Raw genomic sequence first — 22,594 nt, forward strand, 5'->3', positions numbered from 1 at the left:
TTGGGCTTTGTCCCGCCGAGTGGTGTAGGAGCTGTGGGTAAGTGGCCTGCCGGAACGACCGCCGAGAGTCTGGCGCGGGCGGGCCACTTACCCACAGCGGCGGCTGACCTGCCGCCCGGAAGCGCCCTCGCCGTGATGTAGAGTCTGCCCACCCTGAAGGAGCAGACGAGATGAGGAGAAGCCGTTTCACCGAGGCGCAGATTATCGGGATGATCAAGAAACAAGAGGCTGGCCTGCCGACCTCCGAGCTTTGTCGGAAGCATGGGCTGAGCCCGGCGACGTTCTACAAGCTGAAGGCCAAGTATGGCGGGATGGAGTTGTCTGATGCCAAACGGCTGAAGCAGGTCGAGGACGAGAATACCTGTCCATCGTCGAATGATTTGAGACAATTGGCAGCGTGATTTAACGGAGGGTTGAGCTCACCAGTTGGGTTAAAAATTTAAGCGGCTATTTGGTTATGGCGCAAGCGTCTTATACCAACCTGCCTATCTAATGACCGCTTTGATCCAGTCTCGTTGGGTGATCGAAGCGATTTGTTCTGGCATTTGCATGAACTTGTTCCAGGCGTTTCGGCAGGCGGCAAGGATTTCGTCGTAGCTGTTCCAGACCTGATGGCTTATACCAACTGACCTGCCCCCCGAAAGCGCCCTCGCCGTGATGTAGAGTCTGCCCACCCTGAAGGAGCAGACGAGATGAGGAAAAGCCGTTTCACCGAGGCGCAGATTATCGGGATGATCAAGGAACAAGAGGCTGGCCTGCCGACCTCCGAGCTTTGTCGGAAGCATGGGCTGAGCCCGGCGACGTTCTACAAGCTGAAGGCCAAGTATGGCGGGATGGAGTTATCTGATGCCAAACGGCTGAAGCAGGTCGAGGAGGAGAATACCAAGCTGAAGCGTCTTCTGGCCGACGCGATGCTGGATAACGTCGTGCTGAAGGATTTGCTGGGAAAACCCTGACGACGCCGATGCAACGGCGGGAGGCGGTGCAGCGGGCGATGCGAGGTCATGCGATCTCTCAACGCCGGGCCTGTGTCCTGGTCGGCGTCGCTCCGAAGACGGTGCGGCGCGAGCGCTCGCCCGACAATCCGGAGATCCGTGAGGAAATGCACAAGATCGCCGAAAAGCGTCGCCGCTTTGGCTACCGGCGCATCGGGATCATGCTGGCGCGCAAGGGCATGGTGATGAACGAAAAGAAGCTCTACCGCCTTTACCGCGAAGAGGGGCTGTCTGTCCGCCGCCGCCGTGGCCGCAAACGGGCGCGTGGCAGCCGGACGCCGATGCCTGTGCCGCTGCGCCCGAACCAGCGTTGGTCGCTCGATTTCCTGTTGGATACCTTCGGGGCCGGCCGCAAGTTCCGCATCCTGGCGGTGAATGACGATTGCTGCCGAGAAAATCTCGGCCTGATGGCCGACACCAGCATCTCGGGCGCCCGGGTGGCCCGGGAACTCGATGCCCTCGTCCGGATCTATGGGAAGCCCGCCTGCATCGTCTCCGACAACGGAACCGAGTTCACCAGCAAGGCCATTCTGAAATGGGCCAATGAGAACGGTGTCGAGTGGCATTACATCGATCCCGGCAAGCCGCAGCAGAACGGCTACATCGAGAGCTTCAACGCAAGCCTGCGCGATGAATGCCTCAACGAAGAGATCTTCGACAGCCTGGACGATGCCCGCCGCAAGCTGGCCCTGTGGCGCTACGACTACAACAACGTAAGGCCACACTCATCGCTCGCCAACCAGACCCCCGCCGACGCGCGCCGGGCGCTTGAGCAATCTGAGGGCTCCGCGCCCGGCGCGCTTGCCCAACCCGAAGCCAACCATTATCAACCCCAAGGACTCTCGTTATGACTGAGGGACGACCGGGGGGCAGGTCACAACCTGCCTATCCAATGACTGCTTTGATCCAGTCTTGTTGGGTGATCGAAGCGATTTGTTCTGGCATTTGCATGAACTTGTTCCAGGCGTTTCGGCAGGCGGCAAGGATTTCGTCGTAGCTGTTCCAGACCTGATGGTTTAGGAAGTTGCTGCGCAGAAATTGCCAGATGTTTTCGACTGGGTTGAGCTCTGGCGAATAGGGCGGCAGCGATAGCAGGCTGATGTTGTCGGGCACCGGCAAACGTTCGCCGGCTTGATGCCAGCCGGCGCCATCGAGCACCAGCACGGCGTGCGCACCGGGCGCGACCTGCGTGCTGATTTCCCGAAGATGCTCGGCCATCGCCTCGCTGTTGACCGCCGGCATGATGATGGCGGCACCAATACAACGTTCTGGGCAGACGGCACCAAACAGATAGGCGGAGTCATGGCGATTGTCGCGCACCGCCAGTGGTCGGGAACCCCGTTCTGCCCAGACATAGCTCAGGGTTCCCTTCTGACCGACACGGGCTTCATCGGCGAACCACACCTCGATCGGCTTACGGGCCGCCGTGGCCGGGATCGCCGCCGCTACCAGGTCAGCGAAGTCTTTTTAAAAATGTCCTGTGCCGCAGCGTCCTTCTTCGGATGATACGGACGCGGCTGGACCCGCGTGAACTTGAGCCGCCGCAACAATCGGCTGATCGACGTCTCGTGCAGGGTAACCGCAAACTCGGTCTCGATCCGTCGCTGCAGGTCAACACAGCGCCACCGCACCACGCCGTCACGCTCCAGGTCCGGGCCCTGCCTGACCCATGCCGCGATCTGCGCCTGCTGCGAAGCCGACAATCGGGGTGGCGGGCCGTTGCGGCGCGGCGCATCGCCCAGCCCGTCAGGTCCCAATGCATTGTAACGGTGCACCCAGTCGCGCAGCGTCTGGCGGTCCATGGCACAAGCCTCGGCCGCATCGCGCCGAGACCAGCCTTCAAGAACAAGAGCAATCGCCAAAAGGCGCCTCGAAACTTTCGCATCCGTCGCACGAGCCGCCCGCTCGCGCAGCGCCATAGCCGACAAGTCCAAACGCGTTATCGCTACCGTCATCGCAAGCCTCCTCCGGGGAAGCTCAGCGAATCATACCCGCCCGAGCCGCGCCAACTCACATTCGAGTCAACGGAACCTCAGGTTGGTATAACACCAGCCGATGCCTATCATGGCAGGGCCCAGGACATCCTGCGTCAGCGGCAACAAATCAAACGTCAAACCATCCAGCTAAGAGCCTGACCTAAAATTGGTTGACCGGCCTCGCGGCCTTTGATTCCCTTGGTTTGCGACAACTTTGGGAGATTCGCGATGCCTTGGAACGAGGCCGATCGGGCGAAGTATGAAGTCATTCGGGCGCGCTATTCAAGCGATATGTCGGAGGCCGAGTTGGCGCTGATCGCGCCTCTGCTGCCGCCGCCCAAACGGCGCGGACGCAAGCCGACGGATGCCCAGGTCATTCTCAACGCTTTGTTTTATTTGATCCGCTGCGGATGCCCGTGGCGATATCTGCCAAAGGATTTTCCGCCGTTCACGACCGTGCAAAACCGCTTCTACGCATGGCGCGACAGCGACTTGTGGGCGCAAATCATCAGCGTTCTGGTGATGGACGCCCGCGAGGCGGAAGGCCGTCAAGCCGCGCCGACGGCGGTTGTCGTCGACAGCCAGTCGGTCAAGACGACGGAAGCCGGCGGCCCTCGTGGTTTCGATGCGGGCAAGAAGGTCAAGGGCCGCAAGCGCCATCTCGCCGTCGACACGATCGGTCTGCCCATCGAATGCCAGATCACGACCGCCGACGTGCAGGACCGCGACGCTCTCGCGCCGCTGCTGAAAGCCGTGCATCGCAAGAGCCCGTGGGTGAAAATGTCCTTCGTCGACGGGGGTTATCAGGGTGATGAAGCCCAGCGCGCAGCCTTCGAGGCGAGCCGTATTTCCATCACCGTCGTCAAGCGAACCGATAAAGAGGTGAAAGAATTTGTCGTGCTGCCGAAACGATGGGTCGTCGAGCGGACGCTCGGCTGGATCAATCGCTCGCGCCGTCTGTCAAAAGACTTCGAGGCGACTATCGAATCCGCTCTCGCGTGGTTGCAATTGGCCTTGGCTTTCCTTCTCATGCGAAGGCTGGCGAGGGCGAAAGCCGGTCAGATTTAAAATTCGAGTCGGGCTCTAAGCCATCCCCTTGTGCAAGGCCTGGCCAACCAACCTGGTTAAGTACGGAGGCGACGTAGTCGGTCTAACAAACAAAAAGGCGGCGCCAGGGAGAGTCTCGGCCGATGCCATGCCCCGCGGCTCACGCAGTATGCTTACGTCCTTTCTGCTCTCCGACGATTATCCCATACCCATGCTGGGCGGCTCGGGCTCGGGCTCAGGCGTTGGTTCTGGCTCTGGGCGCGGCTGCGGTATTTTTCCCCGCGCCGGGGTGATGATTTTATCGTCCCTGTGCGGCACGAATATTTCCGCCGCGGGGGGAGTCTGCGGGCGCGACGCGGCGGGCGCGGCTTCCGGCACCCGCGCCGGCGATGGCGCCCTGGCGGGTTCCGCTGCCGGCGGGGCTGGCTTTGGTTCCGGCTGCGGCGCCGAGTGTGGTGCCGCCTGCGGCTTTGGCGCTGGCTCCGCCACCGGCTGCGGCCTCTGCGGCTGTGGTGAAGACAACGCCGCGCCCGGTGCTTGCCGCGGTCGCACTGCAGTCTCCGGCGATGATTTCACCGTCGCGGATGACGCCGCCGGCGCTTTTGACGGCACCTTCGTCATTGTAGCTGCCTTCGCCGTCGACTGTGTCGTTTGTGCTTTCACCACCGGCTTCGGCGACGGCGGCGGCTTGGCCACCGACACTTTGGGAGACGAGGGCGACGGCGCCGAAGACGGCCACATCGCGACAATGGCGCTCTTCGCCTTGGTCATTGCCTGGCGAAGCCGCGACATGCGCCCCGGCTTTTGCGCCGGCGCTTTCGCAACCACCATGGCAGCCGGCGGCTTTGGCGTCGTCCTTGCCACTGGCTGCGCCTTCGCCACCGGCTTTGCCGAAGGCTGGGCTTTTGCCTGAGGCGATGGCGTTCCGGCCGAAGACGGCAGCACGACGGCGATAGCGCTTTTCAGAGTCAGCCCCCCCCTGCGGAACAAGGGCACCACCCTGCGGAACAAGGGCACCGGCGGTGGCTGCCGCCGCGGTGCATCGGACGCCGGCTTTGCGGCAGACGCTTTTGGCTTCGGTGCTGGCTTTGGCTCCGGCATCGCCGCCGCCGGTTGCGGCATGGCCCTTGGCGGCGCCGGCCGCGCTTCGGGAACGAGGATAGCGCTCTCAGGGACAAGGCCGCGGCGGACGGCGAAGCCGGCGCCTGTCGAAACCGCCGCCGGCTCATAGTCGAGCGTGCTCTCCTTGCGCCGCGCGCGCGCGAGCCGCTCGGCCATGCGGGCGCTGTTGCCCATCTCCTCCTCGCTCCAATGCAGCCGCACGCTCTCGCGATGGCGGCTGAGGGCGACATAGGTGAGATGACGGTCCATGCTCGCGCTCAGCAGCACATGGGCATGGTCGACGGTGACGCCCTGGGCCTTGTGCATCGTCGCGGCATAGCCGTGGTCGAGGGCGTCGTAGTCCTTGAGCGCGAACACCACCTCGCGCCCACCATCGAGCCGCACCTTGAGATGAGCGCCCGCCCCCGCCCCGGCGATGGCAATGAGCGTGCCAAGCGTGCCGTTCTTCACCCCGAGAGAGCGCTCATTGCGGAGAAAATAGATGCGCTCGCCGGCCGCAAAGGGTTTTTTCCCGTCCCGGGTCGGCAGCATGACGTCAGGGCCCAGCTCGCCGCGCTCCCGCCGCACCGCCCGCGCCCGGTCATTGAGGTCGCGGACATCGGCACGGCGATGGGCAAGGATGATGCGGCTCGCCGCCGGGTCACGACGACGGCCCGCCTGCCAGTCGATAATCAGCCGGATTTTGGCCTCCTCCGCTTTGATGGCGGCCAAAACCATGCCCTTCTCCTGGTAGCGCGCCAGCGCCGCGCGGGTTTGGCCGGTGGCCAACTCTGCCGTCGCCTGGCGCTGCCAGTCCTGCTTCTGGCGCCGCACCACGGTCAGCGCCTCCGCCCCCACCCGCTCGACGATGGCGCGGAACGGGGCGCCGGCGGCAATCGGCTGCAACTGCTCGGCATCCCCGACCAGCACCAGCTTCGCTCCCGCCGCTTGCACCGCCGCCAGCACGGCGGCGAGGTCGCGCGAGCCGACCATCCCCGCCTCGTCGACGACCAGGACATCACGCGCCGAAAGCGTCTCACGCCCCTGCCCCCATTGCCGGAGCAGCGAGGCGATGGTGCGGCTTTCTATCCCCGCCCCCTGCTGCAACCCCTCGGCGGCAATCCCCGAAAGCGCGGCACCGCGCACGCGATAGCCCGCCGCTTCCCACACCGCCCGCGCCGCCCCGAGCAGAGTGCTCTTCCCGGTGCCGGCATGGCCAACCACCGCGGCGAGACGGGTGGCGCCGGTGATACGGCCGAGCGCCAGCGTCTGCTCCTCCCCCAGCCTGGCAGCCTCGGCGTGCCGGCGGCACAGCGTCGGGTCGACAAACTTATGCCGCTCCTGCGCCAGCGCCTCGGCGGTTGCCGCAAGACCGCTCTCCAACGCCAGCATCTCTTTTGTGGTGTAGCGCTCTTCGCCCCGGCCATCGCGGCCGAGCCTGACCAGCGCCGGCAAGGCCATGACTCTCGCCAGGACGTTCCGGAACTGCTCGGCATCGACGGTGTGCCCGTTGATGAAGCGGGCGATGTCGCGGCGGGTGAAGGTGCTTTGCTGCGCGGTGATGGCGGCGAGCGCCATCGTGGGGTCGGCGAGGAGTTTATCGCCGTTGAACGCCAGGTCGTCCCGAGCCCGCGCGCCGCGCTCGGTCACCTCGCCGGCGGCCTCGCGGCGGCGCACCCCGGCGCCGAGCTTGACCTGCGGCATCAGGTCGAGGCCGAGTGTCTCCAGCGAGCGATGGTCGATGCGGACATCATGGCCGTTCTCGGCGAGGCAGGCATTGGCGATGTCGGCCCAGGCCTCGCGCCAGTGCTGCAAGAGCGCGGTCGCGTTCCACTCCCGCCGCTTGGGCCCGAACCCGCCGCCTTCGACGCCGCGCAGGGTCAGCAGGATATGGGCATGCGGCTGCGGCTTGCCGTCGCTGCCTTGTACCCAATGGATGGCGATATCGGCGACCATGCCGCGGGCGACGCATTCCCGCCGGACAAAATCCTCCGCGAGCCGGATGGCCGCACGCTTGGAGAGTTCACGCGGCAGGGCGATTTCCAGCTCGCGGGCGAGCTGGGCATCGCGGCGGCGCTCGGCGGCCTCGACGGCGTTCCACAGGGTGGTGCGGTCAGCCCAGGCTTCCGGGGCACCGGCGGGGAGGATGATGGCGCGATGCACGACGCCCTGTTTGCGGGTGTAATTCTGCCACTGGCCGAGATGGTGGTCGCGGAGCCTCTCTCCGGCGCGATAGGCGGCGGCGGCGATGACGCTGCGGCCCTGGCCTCGGGAGATAATCTTGACGCTAAAATGGTAGATGGCCATGCGTTATTCCGGGTAAAAATTGTCCACTGCAAAATATTACCCGGCCGCCATGCAAGGAACAAATACTTATTGAGCAAAAATTTCTACCACCTCCCCCAGCAACGTCGCGAAGCGACGTATAAGCGCGCATTTCGCTCTTTTTCTGCCTTTCTTTCTGCCTCTCCCCCCTCAATTTTTATTGTCAACATTCCCCTAAGGCATCCAAGGAACTTGCTTCTGCCACCCAATTCCGGCTTGCCCAGGTCGTGGCCTTCCCCTCTGCCCCGAGCCTTGGCGCCGTGCCCGCCTTGTGCGGGCACGGCGCCGCCGGTTCCGCGCCATCGGCCAGTGCTGGCGATGGAAGGAAAAATAAAAAAGGGAAAAAATGGTTGGAAACCGTTGGCACGAAAATTTTATCGGGCTTTCTGACAGTCATCGGCCAGCGCTCATGGTAAAGCGCGGTTAAGGAATTGCCGCTGTCGATGCCCATGCAGTAACGCTTCGGCCTGTCATGACGGCTGCGCGAATTATTCGGCGCTTGATAGTGAGGTTGAAGGCAATGGGATTGAAGCCGCTGGCCTTCGTCTCGCATGGTTTGGTGTGAGGACAGTCACGCAAGAGGCAAGGCAATATTTTTTCGTGCTTTATATATTTTTCTCTTGAAGTTACTCAATATAGATACTATCTTCATATCAAGAGACGGGCGGATATTTTCATCCCTCTCCCGCGCGCCGGGCGCCCCCCCCGGAAACAAAGCGGCCGAGCATGGTGCTGACACACCACACCCGGCCTGACCTGCAACATTGGAGTAAGCAATGTCACAAGCTGCCAAACACCGTAGCACACCGCGCTCCCTGTCGGGAGCCGCCGTCATCTCCTCTCGCCCCAAGGCCCGGCATCATGGCCAGAGTGCCGGATATGCCGCGCGTCAGCGCCCCGCTTCCCACCCGGGCGAGAAGACCTGGCGCGAAGTTGCCGACCGCGGCCTCGAAATCGTCATCTGCATCGGTCACATCGTCGGCGTCGTCATGCTGGTCGTCGACCATTTGTTCTGACCCGTCCCCGCCATCCGCACAGCCGCGCCAAAAGGGCGCCTTTTCTCCGACTTACGCCGGAATGTGCCTCTATGGAGTCCCTTAATATAGAAGATATTATAATTTTAGTTCTTGCTATTATTATTCCCACACGTTATCATGAGTTATTGACAGTTCTGAATTTTGAGTTGTCGTGCATTAACCGCGGCGAGTGAAGGCCTCGTCCGCCAAACGGGAGGATTGAACATGACGCATACTCTGAACACCCGGCGCATATCGCCGAAACCGGAAACAACCAACGCCGCCGCGCGCCGTGAGGCCGCACCCAAGCCGGTGCCTCTCCAGGATGCGCATCCGACCCTCGCCTGGATTGCCCGCCTGCTGGCCAGGCAGGCGACGCGGGAGGATTATCGGCGGCTCAGCCTCGGTTGCGGCACCATTGACATGACGGCCATTATGGCCGCCACCGCGCTGGTGATAGGCGCGGTCATAGTTCTCATGCGTCATGGCCGCTGGCATTGACCGTCATGCCGCGCGACTTACCGCGAAACCCATGCGTCATTCTTGACCGGCAGGGCGATGGCGCGACATCATCGCCGGCCCTGCCGCTGGAGCTGCGCCCATGACCCTCCGCGCCGTCATCTACGCTCGCTATTCCTCCGACAACCAGCGCGACGCATCCATCGAAGACCAGTTGGAAGTCTGCCGCCGCTACATCGCGCGCCAGGGCTGGACCCTGACCACCACCTATGAGGACCGCGCGCAGAGCGGCGCCAGCCGGTTTCGTCCCGATTTCCAGCGCCTGCTCGCCGATGCCGAGGCGCGGCGCTTCGATGTCGTCGTCGCCGAGGCCATCGACCGGCTCGGGCGCAAGCTCGCCGATGTCGCCGATTTCTTCGACCGCCTGACCTTTTATGGCGTCAAGCTGCACGTCACCAACAGCGGCGAGGTGACGCCGATGCATGTCGGGGTGATGGGCATGATGGCGCAGATGTATCTCTCCGACCTCCGCGACAAAACCCGGCGCGGCCAGCTCGGCCGGGCGCGGGCGGGACGGGTGCCGGGCGGCATCGCCTATGGCTACGCCGTCGTGCCCGGGGATGCCTCCGGCGCTGGCGCGCGTCGCATCAACGAGGCCGAGGCGGCCATCGTGCGGCGGATTTTCCGTGACTACGCCGCCGGCAAATCGGCCCGCACCATCGCCCATGAGCTGAACGCCGAAGCCGTGCCCGGCCCCGAAGGCCGCCCGTGGGGCGATACCACCATTCGCGGCCAGCTCGACCGCGGCACCGGCATTCTCAACAACACGCTTTATATCGGCGAGCTGAGCTGGAATCGCTGCTCGTATGTGAAGGACCCGCGCACCGGCAAGCGCCTTGCCCGGGTCAATCCGCGCGAGCAATGGGAGGTGGTGGCGGTGCCGGAGCTGCGCATCATCGACCAGCCGCTTTGGGATGCGGTGCGGGCACGCCAGCAGGCGGCGCGTTACGCGGTATGTCATGACGAGGGCTCCGGCAACGCCCTCAACCGCGCCCATCGTCGCGAATTCCTGCTGAGCGGGGTTTTGGTCTGCGGCTGTTGTGGTGGCGGGTATACGATTATTGGCAAGGACCGCTATGGCTGTGCGGCCCGGCGCAGCAAGGGCACGTGCGACAACGCGGTGACCATCACCCGCCAGCGGCTGGAGGCGCGGGTTCTCGGCGGGCTCCGGGAACATATGCTGACGCCGGCGCTGGTGGCGGAATTTGTCACCGCGTTCACCGAGAGCCTTGCCGAGCTGCAGCGCGACGACGCGATGCGCGAGCGGCGGGTGAAGGACGCGCTGGCCGCCATCGAGCGCAAGCTCGATGGCGTGGTGCGGGCGATTGAGGACGGCGAGTGGAATGACACGCTGCGCCGCCGGCTCGGCACGCTGGAGGCGGAGAAGGCCTCGCTGACGGCGGAGCTGGCGGCGCTTTCCAAGCCTGCGCCGCCGGCGCGGCTGCATCCGCAGGCGGCGGAGATTTACCGGCGCAAGGTGGCGGTGCTGGAACAATGCCTGAACGAGCCCGACATTCGCCATGAGGCGGGCGAGGCGTTGCGGCAGATGATTGAGAAGGTGGTGCTGACGCCGGATGCGACCGCGCCGGATGGCCTGGCGGCGGCGCTGCATGGTGATTTGGCGGTGATTTTGACCCAGGCGATGGCGCCGGAACGCGAACGCCGGCCGCTCCCAAACGGGGCACAAACCCCGCCAGGAACGGCCGTTTCCGGGAGTCTACTATCGGTGGTTGCGGGGGAGCGCTGCCACTTATACCGAACACGCCTCCGCCTCACCGCAAGGCCGCAGAACAAAACGGCAATCCGCCCGCGTAAGAATGGCGGCCTAGTGGCCTTCCCAGCCTCGGTCGCACGCCCGGCGGGCTGAATGTGTCTGCCCTGCGCCAAGCGCGACGGCGACCCGCGCCACATCATGCCATCAGGGCTCATTTCGATGAGCGCTCTCAAGCAGGGATATCCTTGCCGCCCTCGCCGCTTCCCGCAAAGCGCCATCGAGCGTCGCAAGCGGCAGGCCTTCGCGCTGCGCTAATGCGAGATAGCTCGCATCATAGACTGTGAGCCGATGCCGGCGAGCGAGCATGAGCACCTCTGCCTCACCCGGGGTGCGGTCAACTGTTATCGGCAGGCGAGCGATTTCGCGCAGAAAAAGCGCAGTGTCGGTTTCCGTCAGGCGGCCTCGCCGCTCGCTGACGATGAGGGTGTTGCGCAGTTCAAACCACCAGAGGCTCGGAACCAGCGCCGCATCCGTCCGCATCCGCTCGAGCGCCAGAGCCGCCACCGGGTGGTCCTCGTCCGCGAAAGCCCAGCACGCCGCAATCGAGGCGTCGAGAACAAACGGCATCAGTAGCGGTGCCCCTCATGCCGGGCGGAGAGCAATTCTTCGACGGTGACCTTGCTGGTGCGCTTGCGGAGCGCCTTGATGCCGGCGATGGCTTGGTCAATCTCTTCCCGCCTGCGGTCCAGTTCCGGTATCAGGCGGGCAATCGCCCGGCCATGGCGCGTGATGACGATGACATCGCCGCGCTCGACGTCATCGAGCAGTTGCGGCAGATGGGTTTTGGCCTCCGAAGCTTGAATCTCGCGCATGCGTGCCGCCGTTTCGACCAGTTTTTATGACCAGTCGAAATATGGAGGGAACGACGGATGCCGTCAATGAAATCCTCCTCACGAGCTGTGAGTCTCCGAGAAATCGGATGCGGTTCAACCGTGGTTGCGGCGTGTGGTCTCCATTATGTCACAGTTCGGTCGGGAGACGGGTCGCTGGCGGGAGTCTTGAAAGTATGACAAAATATGCGTTTCCTCCAGGAAGATAGCCATGGCCGAAATCGAGCGGTTGACCATCACCCTGCCGTCCAACATGGCCTCCGCCATCAAAGGCACGGTTACCAGTGTCTTCCATTCCTACCGACGCACCGCCATGATTTGCTTGCTCTTGCCCCACCTGCTCAATCCACATAAATGACCACTGTGGTTCCATTCCCCTTCGGAGGTCATCATGCGAGAAATCCAGCTCCGCGACGCCAAGGCCAGCCTCTCCGCCGTCGTCGCCGACGCCCGACGTGGGGAGGCCGCCATCATCACACGCCACGGTAAGCCTGAGGCGGTCATTTTGGGGTTCGAGGAATGGCAGCGCCTCTCGCACGTGCCATCTTTTGGTAAGTTGCTGATGGCGGCTCCCCTCGAAAAGGGGGATTTGCCGCGACGCAACACCGCCCCTCCCCGCGACAGCGGACTCTGATGCTTTGTACCTCGTCGACACCAATGTCATTTCGGGGCGCGCGCCTGCACGGGTAGCGCCTGCCGAGATGACCGCCTGGATGGATGCGCACTCCGAGAAGCTATTCCTCTCGGTTGTGACCATCGCGGAAATCGAGGACGGCATCGCCAAGGCCAAACGAGAAGGCGCCGCTCGCAAATCCCGAGACCTGAGCGCATGGCTCGAAACGGTATTGCACCTCTATGCTGCCCGCATCCTGCCTTTTGATATCGCAACCGCCCGTCTCGCTGGTGCCCTGTCGGATTTCGCTCGCAGCCAGGGTCACGCGCCCGGCTTCGCGGATATCGTGATTGCTGCGACCGCCCAGCACCACGGGCTCATCATCCTTACCCGCAACCTGCGACATTTTGCGCCGCTCGGCGTCCCAGCGCACGACCCATTTGCACACCCGCCCCAAAATATGGCTCCAGAATAAGGCAACAGGTCGTCCGCGTGTAAACCGGATGAGCCAGCGCGACGGTTCATTCCGCTATAGGCCCCGCGTACTGTGGAAAATACGTTTTGGCTCCCGTGGCACGAATTTGCACATGCGAAGCCGCCCATCTGCGCAGTTTATCGACCCGCCACTCGGCTCGTATCAAGGCTATCGCTTGGCGAAACATTCGCAAGCTTGTGACGCTGGTCACGCGCGCCGCGATACTGCAGGATGCCTGCCATGCCCAACGCGCCCAGCCCACGTAGAATTTTCCTATCCGCCGTCGGCCTCACGCCTCAGGTCGTAACGGAAAGCCTTTATGTTCTCGCAACCGCGAGACCATCCTTCGTCCCAGACGAAATTCACCTCCTCACCACCGACGAGGGGCGTCGTCGGATAGATTTGATGCTGCGGCAGGGGCTGGCCGACCTTGCCTCCGACCTTGATTGTCCCGCGCTCGCAGAGGCTCTGAGCCCAAATTCCATTCATGTGATAGCCGGCACGGACGGGAAATCGCTCGCCGATATCAACAGTGACATCGACAACGAAGCGGCGGCCAACACAATTTGCACGCTGGTCCGGTCGTTGACGGCTGACCCCGCGACCCGGTTGCATGTCTCGATTGCCGGAGGACGTAAGACCATGAGTTTCCTGCTCGGCTACGCACTCTCTTTATACGGCCGCCCGCAAGACATACTCTCCCATGTTCTCGTAAACGACCCCTTCCAGACCCATCCCGAATTCTTCTTTCCGCCGCGCACGCCGAAAGTTCTGCTCGGCCAGGGCGGTCGCCCGGTATCAACCGATGAAGTGACCTGCCTCCCGAAAGCGCCCTCGCCGTGATGTAGAGTCTGCCCACCCTGAAGGAGCAGACGAGATGAGGAAAAGCCGTTTCACCGAGGCGCAGATTATCGGGATGATCAAGGAACAAGAGGCTGGCCTGCCGACCCCCGAGCTTTGTCGGAAGCATGGGCTGAGCCCGGCGACGTTCTACAAGCTGAAGGCCAAGTATGGCGGGATGGAGTTATCTGATGCCAAACGGCTGAAGCAGGTCGAGGACGAGAATACCAAGCTGAAGCGTCTTCTGGCCGACGCGATGCTGGATAACGTCGTGCTGAAGGATTTGCTGGGAAAATCCTGACGACGCCGATGCAACGGCGGGAGGCGGTGCAGCGGGCGATGCGAGGTCATGCGATCTCTCAACGCCGGGCCTGTGTCCTGGTCGGCGTCGATCCGAAGACGGTGCGGCGCGAGCGCTCGCCCGACAATCCGGAGATCCGTGAGGAAATGCACAAGATCGCCGAAAAGCGTCGCCGCTTTGGCTACCGGCGCATCGGGATCATGCTGGCGCGCAAGGGCATGGTGATGAACGAAAAGAAGCTCTACCGCCTTTACCGCGAAGAGGGGCTGTCTGTCCGCCGCCGCCGTGGCCGCAAACGGGCGCGTGGCAGCCGGACGCCGATGCCTGTGCCGCTGCGCCCGAACCAGCGTTGGTCGCTCGATTTCCTGTTGGATACCTTCGGGGCCGGCCGCAAGTTCCGCATCCTGGCGGTGAATGACGATTGCTGCCGAGAAAATCTCGACCTGATGGCCGACACCAGCATCTCGGGCGCCCGGGTGGCCCGGGAACTCGATGCCCTCGTCCGGATCTATGGGAAGCCCGCCTGCATCGTCTCCGACAACGGAACCGAGTTCACCAGCAAGGCCATTCTGAAATGGGCCAATGAGAACGGTGTCGAGTGGCATTACATCGATCCCGGTGCAGATTCCGACGGAAGCCGGCCGGGGATTCCGATTTGATGTCGGCCAGCGTTCCGATTTGAAGCCGGCCACCATTCCGATTTAATTCCGGCCACCTGGCGGGGATTTTTCAGCGTTTTCGGCTGGGTCAGCAACTCGGGCAACTGTCCTCTCGTTACCATCAACGAGGAGGGCTGGATGCCGGCGAAGAGAGAGCTGACGATGCGGCAGATACGACAAACCTTACGGCTGGCCAGTGACGGCATCAGCGCCAGGGCGATGGGGCGGATGCTGGGCGTGGCGCGGAGCACGATCCAGGACAATCTGAAGCGGGCGCAGGCAGCGGGGCTGGCGTGGCCGTTGCCGGCCGACCTCAGTGATGCGGTTTTGGAGGAGCGGCTGTTTGCCCGCAGCGGCGCGCCGCGGGGGGTGCGCCGGCGCGCCGAGCCGGTCTGGAGCGAGCTGGTCTGCGAGTTCAAGCGCCCGGGCGTGAACCTGATGGTGCTGTGGGAGGAATATCGCGCCGGGCATCCGGAAGGGTACAGCTACAGCCGGTTCTGCGATTTGTTCAGGGAGTTCGAGGCACGGCTGTCACCGGTCATGCGCCAGGAGCACCGGGCGGGCGACAAGGTGTTCGTCGATTATTCCGGCAAAAAGTTGGGCATCACCGATCCCGCAACTGGCATCGTGCGCATGGCGGAGATTTTTGTCGCGGTGCTGGGCGCGTCGAACTACACCTACGCGGAGGCGAGCTGGACCCAGACGCTGCCGGATTGGATCGGCGCGCATAGCCGCATGTTCCGGTTTTTTGGCGGCGTGCCGCGGCTGATCGTGCCGGATAATCTGAAGTCCGGCGTCAACAAGGCGTCGTTCTACGATCCAGAGATCAACCTGAGCTATGGCCGGATGGCCTCGCATTACGGTGTTGGTGTTTTGCCGGCCCGGCCGCGGCGCCCGAAGGACAAGGCGAAGGTGGAAGCCGGTGTCCGCTTTGCCCAGAGCTACATTCTGGGCCGGTTGCGCCAGCAGACTTTCTTCTCTCTGGCTGAAGCCAACCAGGCGATTGCCGGCATGGTGGAGCGGATCAACGCGCATGTCATGCGCAGGCTCGGCGTCAGCCGGCGGCATTTGTTCGAGACGATCGAACGCCAGGCTTTGGCGGCATTGCCAGAGACCGACCATGAGTTTGCGGAGTGGGGTTTTGCCCGCGTCTCGCTGGATTATCATGTCGAGGTCTGCGGCTTTTTCTACTCGGTGCCGCATCAGCTGATCCGCCAGCAAGTCGATACCCGCGCCACCGAGCGGATGGTTGAGATCTTCCACCAAGGCAAGCGGGTCGCGGTGCATCAGCGCCGCTATGGCGGTCCAAGGCACGGCACTGCCCCTGAGCATATGCCGAGCGCGCACCGGCGCTACGCCGCATGGACGCCGGAGCGGTTCCGCTCATGGGGCGCATCGATCGGCCCGCAGACCGAGGGGCTGATCATCGCCATCCTCGCCAACCGGCCGCATCCGGAACAGGGGTTTCGGACATGCCTTGGCATCCTGCGGCTGTTCAAGGAGTTGGACCGTCCGCGCGCCGAGGCGGTGGCGGCCCGAGCGGTCGCCTTTGGCGCGTTCAACTACAAGAGCATTGCCTCGATCATCGCCAGCAAGCTCGACCAGACGGCCAGCCCGCCAGATGAGGCGCAGGCGGTGCTGACCCACGGCAATCTGCGCGGCGCCGAATATTTTCACTGATTTCCACTGAAAGGAACAAGCATGCTCACCCACCCGACCCTCGACCTGCTGCTCAAACTCGGCCTGCACGGCATGGCCAAAGCCTTCAAGGACCTCGACGCCCGGCCGGAGGTTGCCGGTTTGGCCCATGCCGAATGGCTGGCTTTATTGCTCGAGCACGAGGCCACGTTGCGACAGCAGAAACGCTTCGAGAGCCGCGCCCGCGCGGCCAAATTGCGCCAGTCCGCCAGCGTCGAGGATGTCGATTACCGCGCCCCGCGCGGCCTCGACCGGGCACAGTTCCTGAAACTCGCCAGCTGTGACTGGGTGCGCGCCCGGCATAATCTGCTCATTACCGGCCCCTGCGGGGGCGGCAAAAGCTGGCTGGCCTGCGCGCTGGGCCAGAAGGCTTGCCGCGAGGATCTCTCGACCGCCTATCACCGGGTGCCGCGGCTGTTCTCTGCCCTGGCGCTGGCCCGCGCCGATGGCCGTTACGCCAGAACACTGCGCCAGATCGCCAGGCTCGACCTGTTGATTTTGGACGATTGGGGCCCCGAGACCCTGAACGCGGACCAACGCCGCGATCTGCTGGAAATTATCGATGACCGCCACGAGATGCGCTCCGTCATCATCACCAGCCAAGTGCCGGTCGAGCGCTGGTACGAAATCATCGGCGATCCCACCATCGCCGACGCCATCCTCGACCGCCTCGTCCACAACGCCTACTGAACCGCGCCGGGTTTTCCGGAGGCTGTTTTGTTTGAGTCAGGCCACCATGGTCAGCTCGTTCAGTTGTTCATAGTAGCGCGCCTCGGCCTCGGCGGGTGGGATATTTCCGATCGGCTCGAGGAGGCGGTTGTGATTGAACCAATGGACCCACGCGAGGGTGGCGAATTCCACGGCTTCGAGGTTGTGCCACGGTCCACGGCGGTGGATCAGTTCGGCTTTGAACAGGCCGTTGATCGTCTCGGCCAGCGCATTGTCGTAGGAATCGCCGATGCTTCCGACCGAGGGTTCGATGCCGACCTCGGCAAGCCGCTCGGTGTAGCGGATGCTGACATATTGCGAACCCCTATCGCTATGGTGGACCAGCCCAGCCCGCTGCGCGGGCCTCCGGTCATGCAGCGCCTGTTCGAGGGCATCGAGCACAAAACCGGTTTCGGCCGAGCGCGACACCCGCCAACCGACGATCCGCCGCGCGAAAGCATCGATGATGAAAGCGACATAGACGAACCCCTGCCAAGTGGCGACATAGGTAAAATCGCTCACCCACAGCATGTTCGGCCGTGGCACTCGGAACTGCCGGTTGACCTTGTCGCGCGGACAAGGGGCAGCCGGGTTGCTTATCGTGGTCTTTATCATCTTGCCACGGATCGCCCCGGCTAGTCCCATCTGCCGCATCAGCCGCGCCGTTGTGCAACGGGCGATCTTTATCCCTTCCCGGCATAATTGCCGCCAGACTTTGCGCACGCCGTAGACCTGGAAATTCTCGTCCCAGACCCGACGGATCTCCGCCTCCAGCGCGCGATCACGCCGGGCACGGGGCGGCAAACGATCCGGCTTGGCACGACGCGCCGCATGCTCGTGATAGGTCGACGGGGCGATCGGCAATAGCTTGCAGATCGGCTCGACCCCGTGGACATCGCGATGCGCGTCGATGAACGCGATCATGGCTTGGCGCGGCGGTCGAGCTCCGCCGCTGCAAAATATGCCGATGCCTTGCGCAGGATCTCGTTCGCCTGCCGCAATTCACGGTTCTCCCGTTTGAGCTGGTCCCTGTGATGAGGACCATGGACCTGGGAAATTAAGTTGGAAGTAGCGCCGTTCTGACCTCCATGAAAATCAAGCTGCTTTTTGCTGCTGTTGTGGCTGTGGAGATGTGGTCGACGCGGTAGCGTCGTCCAAGCTCGCCGCCACGGCGAGCGTCATATCCACAGCCATCGGCGGCAGCGCGCCGATCATCGCTTCGCGCCAGATCGCCATCGGCGCACGGTTCCCCAGCGCCTGATGCGGGCGATGGTTGTTGTAAAAACCCATCCATTCGGCCAGGCCGGCGCGCAGTTCGGTGCCGTCAACGTAGCCCTTGATATAGACGTCCTCGTATTTCAGCGACCGCCAGAGCCGCTCGATGAAGACATTGTCCATCCACCGGCCCTTGCCGTCCATCGAGATCTTGATCCCCGCCTGCGCCAGAGCGCCGGTGAATTCCGTCGAAGTGAATTGCGACCCCTGGTCGGTGTTGAAGATCTCCGGCCTGCCGAACCGCGCCAACGCCGCCTCGAGCGCCGAGACGCAGAACCTGGTGTCCATCGTATTCGATACCCGCCACGCCAGCACCGCTCGGCTGTGCCAGTCCATGATCGCCACCAGATACAGAAAGCCCCGGCCGATCGGCAGATAGGTGATATCGGCGCACCAGACCTGGTTCGGCCGGTCGATCACCAGACCCCGTAGCAAATAGGGATAGATCTTGTGCCCGGCCCCGGGCTTGCTCGTCCGTGGCTTCGGGCCCAGAGGCACGATCCCCATCAGCCGCATCAGCCGCCGCACCCGTTTGCGGCCGACCCGGATGCCCTCGGCCGCGAGCATCGCCACCATCCGGCGCGACCCCAGGAATGGCCAGCGCAGGAACAACTCGTCGATCCGCCGCATCAGCGCGAGATCATCGTCGTTCGCCGGCCGGCGACGCCGATACACGCCAGACCGTGCCACTCCCAGCAGCGCGCATTGCCGCCGGAGCGACAGGGTCGGATGATCTCGGTCGAGCTTCGCTCGGCGGTCCGGGGCGCTCACTTTCCGAACCTCACGGCAAAAAAATCATTCTCGATCGTCAGCTGCCCGATCTTCGCATGCAGCTTCTCGATCTCTCGTCGCGCCGCAACCTCGGCATCCTGACCCACTTTCGGGTCAAAGGCGCGCGCCGCGTGGTCCTGCAGCTGCTTCTTCCAGGCATAGATCTGGTTCGGGTGAACCTGATACCGCGCCGCCAGATCGGCGACCGTCGCCTGCTCGCGCAGCGCCTCCAAGGCGATCTTCGCCTTCAGCGCCGCATCAATCTTCCGTCTCGTCTTCGTCGTCATCATCCGCTCCGTCTATCACGACAGAACGGCACTCTTCCAACTATGCCCCCGGTCCCATTTTCCGGGTCCAGCTCACTGGTTTATTTCGCTGGCATTGTCGGTGGTGGCGCGGTCGCGGCTCGCCATCAGGGTGAGGGACCGCATCGCAGTTTTCGTGATTTCCTCGGCGGCGAGGTTGAAACCGGCGGCGGCACGATCAGCGGTCGGGCGGCTCTGGTGCAAATTGTCATGCTGCCTTTGCTGCTCAGCGGAATGATGACGGTTCTGGCCAGTTTTTGGCTCTTCATCCGCTGATGCGTCGCACCTCGAACCCCGCTCGGGACGGCGAGACCGTGAGTCTCGTGCCCAGGCCTGCCGGCGGTGCAGCCTTTCCGATCGTCGCGCGTCTCATCCCGGGCACGATGCTTTGTCTTGCCGTCAGCCTCGTCGCGACCGCGCTCGCCAGCCTGGAGGCTCGAGTCTTCGGACGCTCCTGGCTCGAAGCCCTGGTGCTGGCGATCCTTGTCGGCACGATGGTCCGCACAGTCTGGATGCCGGGCGCGCTTTGGATCAAAGGCATCGAATTCAGCGCCAAAATTCTGCTCGAGCTTGCCATCCTATTGCTCGGCGCCAGCCTCAGCGCGCAGGCACTCGCGGCCGTCGGCCCTGGGTTATTGGCCGGGATCGTCGGCGTGGTCGGTGTTGCCATCGCCATGAGCTATGGCATCGGGCGCCTGCTTGGGCTGCGGCCGCGAATGGCGCTGCTCGTTGCCTGTGGCAACGCGATTTGCGGCAACTCGGCCATCGCGGCCGTCGCGCCGGCGATTGGCGCCAAAGCCGAGGATGTCGCGACCGCCATCGCCTTCACCGCGGTGCTCGGCGTCGGTACCGTCCTTGGTTTGCCCGGATTGATACCGCTTCTCCATCTCAGCGGCTCGCAATATGGTGTGCTGGCCGGTCTGACCGTCTATGCCGTGCCGCAAGTGCTCGCCGCGACCGTTCCCGCGGGCACGATCGCCGTCCATATCGGCACGCTGGTCAAGCTCGTGCGCGTGCTCATGCTCGGACCGGTGCTGTTGGTCCTGTCATTGATCGCGCACTGGTTGCAAGACGATGGCGAGGATCTGGGACAGGGAGCGGCGGCGGGCGATCGGTTGGCGTACCGGCTGCGGCTTCATCATCTGGTGCCATGGTTTATCGTCGGCTTTCTCGGCCTTGCCGCTCTCCGCTCGTTCGATTGTGTCCCGCACTCTCTCCTTTCGCCCATGGCGACGGCGGCGAATTGGCTGACCGTGATCGCGATGGCCGCACTCGGCCTCGGCACCGACCTGCGCCAGGTCGCCCGCGCCGGCCTGCCTGTGGCAAGCGGTGTCACGGTCTCGCTCGCACTTATCGTTGCGATCAACTTCGTCTTGATCGAGTTCCTCGGCTGAGCACGGATGATGGCCCAGGGCGGGCTTTGCGCGCAGGCCGGCGGGCTGCCTCTCCGTCGATGAGTGCGCGGGTTACGCGCGCTGCGCCGCGGTGGGGATTGGCCAATTATCGATCAGCCGGACAGAGCCCAGCCGCACTGCGGCAAGAACCCGAGCCGGGGCATGGCACGTCGTGCAAGGCGCGAGGGTTTCGGCGTCACGGATTTCCAGATATTCGACCTTGAACCCGGCCGCGGTGAGGACCGCGTGGCCTTCCGCGAGGAGCGGCGCGATGGCGTCAGGGGTTGCGGTCGCCCGTGTCGCGATCTCATGCAACACCGCGGCAAGACGCGGCGCGATGGCGCGTTCGCCGGGGGAGAGGAAGCGGTTGCGTGACGAGAGCGCAAGCCCGTCCGCCTCGCGCACCGTCGGCACCGCGCGAAGCCGCACCGGGATGTCGAGATCGGCGACCAGGCGGCGCACCACCAACCATTGCTGATAATCCTTCTCGCCGAACCAAGCGCTCTCTGCTCCGGCTTGCAGGAAAAGCTTGGTCACCACCGTCGCCATGCCGTCGAAATGCCCAGGCCGCTGGGCGCCGCATAACCCTTCGCTCAGCCCGGCAACGCTGACCGTGGTGGCATAGCCGGATGGGTACATGGCGCTGATGGCTGGCGCATAAACCAGATCCGCGCCAGCCCGGGCGGCGGCAGTGACATCGGCCGCCTCGTCGCGCGGGTAGCGGTCGAAATCCTCATTCGGGCCAAATTGTCAATTCGCTTCCAATCGCGACCCCGATTTCGCGTCCAATAACGACCCCTCTGGGTGCACAAGATTGGGCTTATCCGCGTAGTGCATAGGAGGGACCCGCGCCCGGAGCGCAGCGCCCTGGGCGTTGCGCGCAGCGGCGGGCGTGGGAGGTCCCTGTGCACCCACGAGGAGAAGCCCGGGAGGGGGTCCGGGGGAGGGTTTTCAGTTTCGGTTTTTGAAGCGCCAGCTGGTGTTGCCGGTCTCGACGATGTCGCAGTGATGCGTCAGGCGATCGAGCATGGCGGTGGTCATTTTGACGTCACCGAACACCTGGGGCCAATCGGCGAAGGCGAGGTTGGTGGTGATCAGGAGCGAGGTGTTCTCGTAAAGCTTGCTGATGAGATGGAACAGCAACTGCCCGCCGGATTGGCTGAATGGGAGATAGCCGAGTTCGTCGATGACGACGAGATCGTGGCGCAGCAGCTTCTCGGCCAAGCGTCCGCTCTTGCCGGCGGCCTTTTCCTGCTCGAGCTGATTGACGAGATCGACGAGGTTGAAGAACCGTCCCCGAGCACGGCTCCGGATGACGGCGGCAGCGACGGCGATGCAGAGATGGGTTTTGCCGGTGCCGGTGCCGCCGATAAAGATGGTGTTGCGCTTGGCATCGAGGAAAGTACCGGTTGTCAGTTCGCGCACCTGTCCCTGATCGACGGGCGTGTCGGCGAATACGAAGCTGTCGAGATCCTTCAACACCGGGAACTTGGCGCCGCTGATGCGATAGCTGATTGATCGCGCCTGGCGGTGCGTGCGCTCCGCCCGGATCAAGCTGGCGATGAGGGGATAGATCTCGTCACGGCGGACGAGGCCCTTGCCGGCGATCTCGTCGAAGCTGGCGCGCATGCCGTAGAGCTTGAGTTCGCTCATGGCGTCGAGGATGTCGTGACGCTCCATCAGGCTTCCTTCCTTATGCTGTCGTAGCGACGGCAATCCGCCATGGGTTCGATCTTCAGGCGCAGCGCATTGGGCGTCGTGATGCTCGGCACCGGTATCGGCTGAAGCCGCCGGGCGAGCACGGTGAGAATCACATCGCCATTGGCAATGCCGGCCTCCAGGGCTTCGGCACAGGCCGCCTCGACCGCGGCCAGGCCATGGTCGAGCACCGCGCCCAGCACCTTGACTGTACGGTTCGTAGACATCCTTTCAATGGATTCGATAGGCTGTGGACTTGATGGACAACGCTGCG

At 63.6% G+C, this 22,594-nt stretch carries 20 protein-coding genes, 5 pseudogenes and 1 other annotated feature; of the genes and pseudogenes, 15 read left to right on the forward strand and 10 right to left on the reverse strand.

All coding sequences use genetic code 11. The features are described 5' to 3' along the window. Window positions 1-170 precede the first annotated feature (170 nt). Window positions 171-359, forward strand: a pseudogene (locus DEF76_RS13020) (transposase); the annotation flags it as partial. A gap of 333 nt (window positions 360-692) precedes the next feature. Further along, a protein-coding gene (locus tag DEF76_RS13025; RefSeq protein ID WP_114912709.1) for an IS3 family transposase occupies window positions 693-1,846 on the forward strand; the annotation gives its coding sequence in 2 pieces (ribosomal slippage) (window positions 693-951 and window positions 951-1,846; 1,155 coding nt in all). 34 nt (window positions 1,847-1,880) lie between these two features. Here the strand turns inward: DEF76_RS13025 and DEF76_RS13030 are convergent. Beyond that, window positions 1,881-2,950, reverse strand: a protein-coding gene (locus tag DEF76_RS13030; protein WP_114912710.1) for an IS630 family transposase whose coding sequence is annotated in 2 segments (ribosomal slippage) — window positions 1,881-2,458 and window positions 2,458-2,950 — 1,071 coding nt in all. Because the reading frame shifts where the segments join, the coding sequence is not laid out codon by codon here. Between the two features lie 249 nt (window positions 2,951-3,199). Here DEF76_RS13030 and DEF76_RS13035 point away from each other — a divergent pair. Further along, complete coding sequence (locus DEF76_RS13035; RefSeq protein ID WP_114912711.1) at window positions 3,200-4,039, forward strand: IS5 family transposase; 840 nt, start codon at window positions 3,200-3,202, stop codon at window positions 4,037-4,039. Window positions 4,040-4,216: 177 nt separating this feature from the next. On the opposite strand, the gene traA is transcribed toward DEF76_RS13035, so the two are convergent. Together traA and DEF76_RS19395 are read right to left on the reverse strand one after the other, a co-directional pair. Beyond that, on the reverse strand, window positions 4,217-7,426 hold the full coding sequence (gene traA / locus DEF76_RS13040) for a Ti-type conjugative transfer relaxase TraA (protein WP_114912712.1): 3,210 nt from the start codon (window positions 7,424-7,426) through the stop codon (window positions 4,217-4,219). 181 nt (window positions 7,427-7,607) lie between these two features. Then, window positions 7,608-7,895, reverse strand: coding sequence for a hypothetical protein (locus DEF76_RS19395; protein ID WP_162800640.1), 288 nt, complete (start codon window positions 7,893-7,895; stop codon window positions 7,608-7,610). Window positions 7,896-8,220: 325 nt separating this feature from the next. Between DEF76_RS19395 and DEF76_RS19400 the strand changes: the two genes are divergently transcribed. From DEF76_RS19400 to DEF76_RS13055, 3 genes are all read left to right on the forward strand, one after another. Further along, complete coding sequence (locus DEF76_RS19400; RefSeq protein ID WP_162800535.1) at window positions 8,221-8,460, forward strand: hypothetical protein; 240 nt, start codon at window positions 8,221-8,223, stop codon at window positions 8,458-8,460. A 225-nt stretch (window positions 8,461-8,685) separates the two neighbouring features. Next, complete coding sequence (locus DEF76_RS13050) at window positions 8,686-8,961, forward strand: hypothetical protein (protein WP_114911783.1); 276 nt, start codon at window positions 8,686-8,688, stop codon at window positions 8,959-8,961. A 100-nt stretch (window positions 8,962-9,061) separates the two neighbouring features. Then, the gene (locus tag DEF76_RS13055; RefSeq protein WP_114912713.1) at window positions 9,062-10,846 is read left to right on the forward strand and encodes a recombinase family protein; all 1,785 of its coding nucleotides are present in this window, start codon (window positions 9,062-9,064) and stop codon (window positions 10,844-10,846) included. A gap of 51 nt (window positions 10,847-10,897) precedes the next feature. Here DEF76_RS13055 and DEF76_RS13060 read toward each other — a convergent pair whose 3' ends face one another. Both DEF76_RS13060 and DEF76_RS13065 read right to left on the reverse strand, forming a co-directional pair. Continuing rightward, on the reverse strand, window positions 10,898-11,320 hold the full coding sequence (locus DEF76_RS13060; RefSeq protein WP_114912714.1) for a type II toxin-antitoxin system VapC family toxin: 423 nt from the start codon (window positions 11,318-11,320) through the stop codon (window positions 10,898-10,900). Beyond that, window positions 11,320-11,565, reverse strand: a complete 246-nt coding sequence (locus tag DEF76_RS13065) for a type II toxin-antitoxin system Phd/YefM family antitoxin (protein ID WP_114912715.1) — start codon at window positions 11,563-11,565, stop codon at window positions 11,320-11,322. Before DEF76_RS13065 ends, DEF76_RS13060 begins: the two co-directional genes overlap by 1 nt. Before the next feature lie 229 nt (window positions 11,566-11,794). Between DEF76_RS13065 and DEF76_RS19405 the strand changes: the two genes are divergently transcribed. The 7 genes and pseudogenes from DEF76_RS19405 to istB (DEF76_RS13095) all read left to right on the forward strand — a co-directional run bounded on the left by DEF76_RS19405 (window position 11,795) and on the right by istB (DEF76_RS13095) (window position 16,859). Further along, window positions 11,795-11,941, forward strand: a complete 147-nt coding sequence (locus tag DEF76_RS19405) for a hypothetical protein (RefSeq protein ID WP_162800641.1) — start codon at window positions 11,795-11,797, stop codon at window positions 11,939-11,941. Window positions 11,942-11,974: 33 nt separating this feature from the next. Further along, the gene (locus DEF76_RS13070) at window positions 11,975-12,217 is read left to right on the forward strand and encodes a type II toxin-antitoxin system Phd/YefM family antitoxin (RefSeq protein WP_114912716.1); all 243 of its coding nucleotides are present in this window, start codon (window positions 11,975-11,977) and stop codon (window positions 12,215-12,217) included. 4 nt (window positions 12,218-12,221) lie between these two features. Next, entirely contained in the window at window positions 12,222-12,671 is a 450-nt protein-coding gene (locus DEF76_RS13075; RefSeq protein WP_114912717.1) for a type II toxin-antitoxin system VapC family toxin, read from the forward strand. Window positions 12,672-12,911: 240 nt separating this feature from the next. Then, entirely contained in the window at window positions 12,912-13,514 is a 603-nt protein-coding gene (gene csm6 / locus DEF76_RS13080) for a CRISPR-associated ring nuclease Csm6 (RefSeq protein WP_162800642.1), read from the forward strand. Window positions 13,515-13,548: 34 nt separating this feature from the next. After that, a pseudogene (locus tag DEF76_RS13085) lies at window positions 13,549-14,432 on the forward strand (IS3 family transposase); the annotation flags it as partial. Between the two features lie 201 nt (window positions 14,433-14,633). After that, window positions 14,634-16,151: an IS21 family transposase gene (gene istA / locus DEF76_RS13090; RefSeq protein WP_408842814.1), complete on the forward strand. Its 1,518-nt coding sequence runs from the start codon at window positions 14,634-14,636 to the stop codon at window positions 16,149-16,151. Window positions 16,152-16,172: 21 nt separating this feature from the next. After that, window positions 16,173-16,859, forward strand: coding sequence for an IS21-like element helper ATPase IstB (gene istB / locus DEF76_RS13095; RefSeq protein WP_114912719.1), 687 nt, complete (start codon window positions 16,173-16,175; stop codon window positions 16,857-16,859). Window positions 16,860-16,895: 36 nt separating this feature from the next. Here istB (DEF76_RS13095) and DEF76_RS13100 read toward each other — a convergent pair. Both DEF76_RS13100 and DEF76_RS13105 read right to left on the reverse strand, forming a co-directional pair. Then, window positions 16,896-17,899 (reverse strand): annotated as a pseudogene (locus DEF76_RS13100) (IS3 family transposase); the annotation flags it as partial. Next, window positions 17,727-17,843 (reverse strand) — a sequence feature (AL1L pseudoknot). It overlaps the preceding pseudogene by 117 nt. A gap of 73 nt (window positions 17,900-17,972) precedes the next feature. After that, a protein-coding gene (locus DEF76_RS13105; protein ID WP_408842190.1) for an IS3 family transposase occupies window positions 17,973-19,210 on the reverse strand; the annotation gives its coding sequence in 2 pieces (ribosomal slippage) (window positions 17,973-18,940 and window positions 18,940-19,210; 1,239 coding nt in all). Between the two features lie 42 nt (window positions 19,211-19,252). On the opposite strand from DEF76_RS13105, the gene DEF76_RS13110 reads away from it, so the two are divergent. Next, window positions 19,253-19,504, forward strand: a complete 252-nt coding sequence (locus tag DEF76_RS13110; protein ID WP_114912720.1) for a hypothetical protein — start codon at window positions 19,253-19,255, stop codon at window positions 19,502-19,504. A gap of 38 nt (window positions 19,505-19,542) precedes the next feature. Beyond that, entirely contained in the window at window positions 19,543-20,622 is a 1,080-nt protein-coding gene (locus DEF76_RS13115) for a YeiH family protein (protein ID WP_240319005.1), read from the forward strand. Between the two features lie 72 nt (window positions 20,623-20,694). Here the strand turns inward: DEF76_RS13115 and DEF76_RS13120 are convergent. The 3 genes and pseudogenes from DEF76_RS13120 to DEF76_RS13130 all read right to left on the reverse strand — a co-directional run. Beyond that, window positions 20,695-21,360: pseudogene (locus DEF76_RS13120) on the reverse strand (4-phosphopantoate--beta-alanine ligase); the annotation flags it as partial. Between the two features lie 213 nt (window positions 21,361-21,573). Beyond that, window positions 21,574-22,302: an IS21-like element helper ATPase IstB gene (istB, locus tag DEF76_RS13125; RefSeq protein ID WP_114910980.1), complete on the reverse strand. Its 729-nt coding sequence runs from the start codon at window positions 22,300-22,302 to the stop codon at window positions 21,574-21,576. Next, a pseudogene (locus tag DEF76_RS13130) lies at window positions 22,302-22,550 on the reverse strand (IS21 family transposase); the annotation flags it as partial. The gene istB (DEF76_RS13125) and the pseudogene DEF76_RS13130, both read right to left, overlap by 1 nt. Window positions 22,551-22,594 lie beyond the last annotated feature (44 nt).

The organism is Acidibrevibacterium fodinaquatile, assembly GCF_003352165.1.
Classification (GTDB): domain Bacteria; phylum Pseudomonadota; class Alphaproteobacteria; order Acetobacterales; family Acetobacteraceae; genus Acidibrevibacterium; species Acidibrevibacterium fodinaquatile.

Bases quoted from the DNA above. Each gene is read 5' to 3' on its own strand.
- istB (WP_114910980.1), bottom strand. From the start codon at position 22,302: ATGGAGCGTCACGACATCCTCGACGCCATGAGCGAACTCAAGCTCTAC.
- istB (WP_114912719.1), top strand. From the start codon at position 16,173: ATGCTCACCCACCCGACCCTCGACCTGCTGCTCAAACTCGGCCTGCAC.
- DEF76_RS13110 (WP_114912720.1), top strand. From the start codon at position 19,253: ATGCCCCCGGTCCCATTTTCCGGGTCCAGCTCACTGGTTTATTTCGCT.
- DEF76_RS19395 (WP_162800640.1), bottom strand. From the start codon at position 7,895: ATGGGCATCGACAGCGGCAATTCCTTAACCGCGCTTTACCATGAGCGC.
- DEF76_RS13070 (WP_114912716.1), top strand. From the start codon at position 11,975: ATGCGAGAAATCCAGCTCCGCGACGCCAAGGCCAGCCTCTCCGCCGTC.
- DEF76_RS13065 (WP_114912715.1), bottom strand. From the start codon at position 11,565: ATGCGCGAGATTCAAGCTTCGGAGGCCAAAACCCATCTGCCGCAACTG.
- DEF76_RS13050 (WP_114911783.1), top strand. From the start codon at position 8,686: ATGACGCATACTCTGAACACCCGGCGCATATCGCCGAAACCGGAAACA.
- traA (WP_114912712.1), bottom strand. From the start codon at position 7,426: ATGGCCATCTACCATTTTAGCGTCAAGATTATCTCCCGAGGCCAGGGC.
- istA (WP_408842814.1), top strand. From the start codon at position 14,634: ATGCGGCAGATACGACAAACCTTACGGCTGGCCAGTGACGGCATCAGC.
- DEF76_RS13035 (WP_114912711.1), top strand. From the start codon at position 3,200: ATGCCTTGGAACGAGGCCGATCGGGCGAAGTATGAAGTCATTCGGGCG.
- csm6 (WP_162800642.1), top strand. From the start codon at position 12,912: ATGCCCAACGCGCCCAGCCCACGTAGAATTTTCCTATCCGCCGTCGGC.
- DEF76_RS19405 (WP_162800641.1), top strand. From the start codon at position 11,795: ATGGCCGAAATCGAGCGGTTGACCATCACCCTGCCGTCCAACATGGCC.
- DEF76_RS13060 (WP_114912714.1), bottom strand. From the start codon at position 11,320: ATGCCGTTTGTTCTCGACGCCTCGATTGCGGCGTGCTGGGCTTTCGCG.
- DEF76_RS19400 (WP_162800535.1), top strand. From the start codon at position 8,221: ATGTCACAAGCTGCCAAACACCGTAGCACACCGCGCTCCCTGTCGGGA.
- DEF76_RS13055 (WP_114912713.1), top strand. From the start codon at position 9,062: ATGACCCTCCGCGCCGTCATCTACGCTCGCTATTCCTCCGACAACCAG.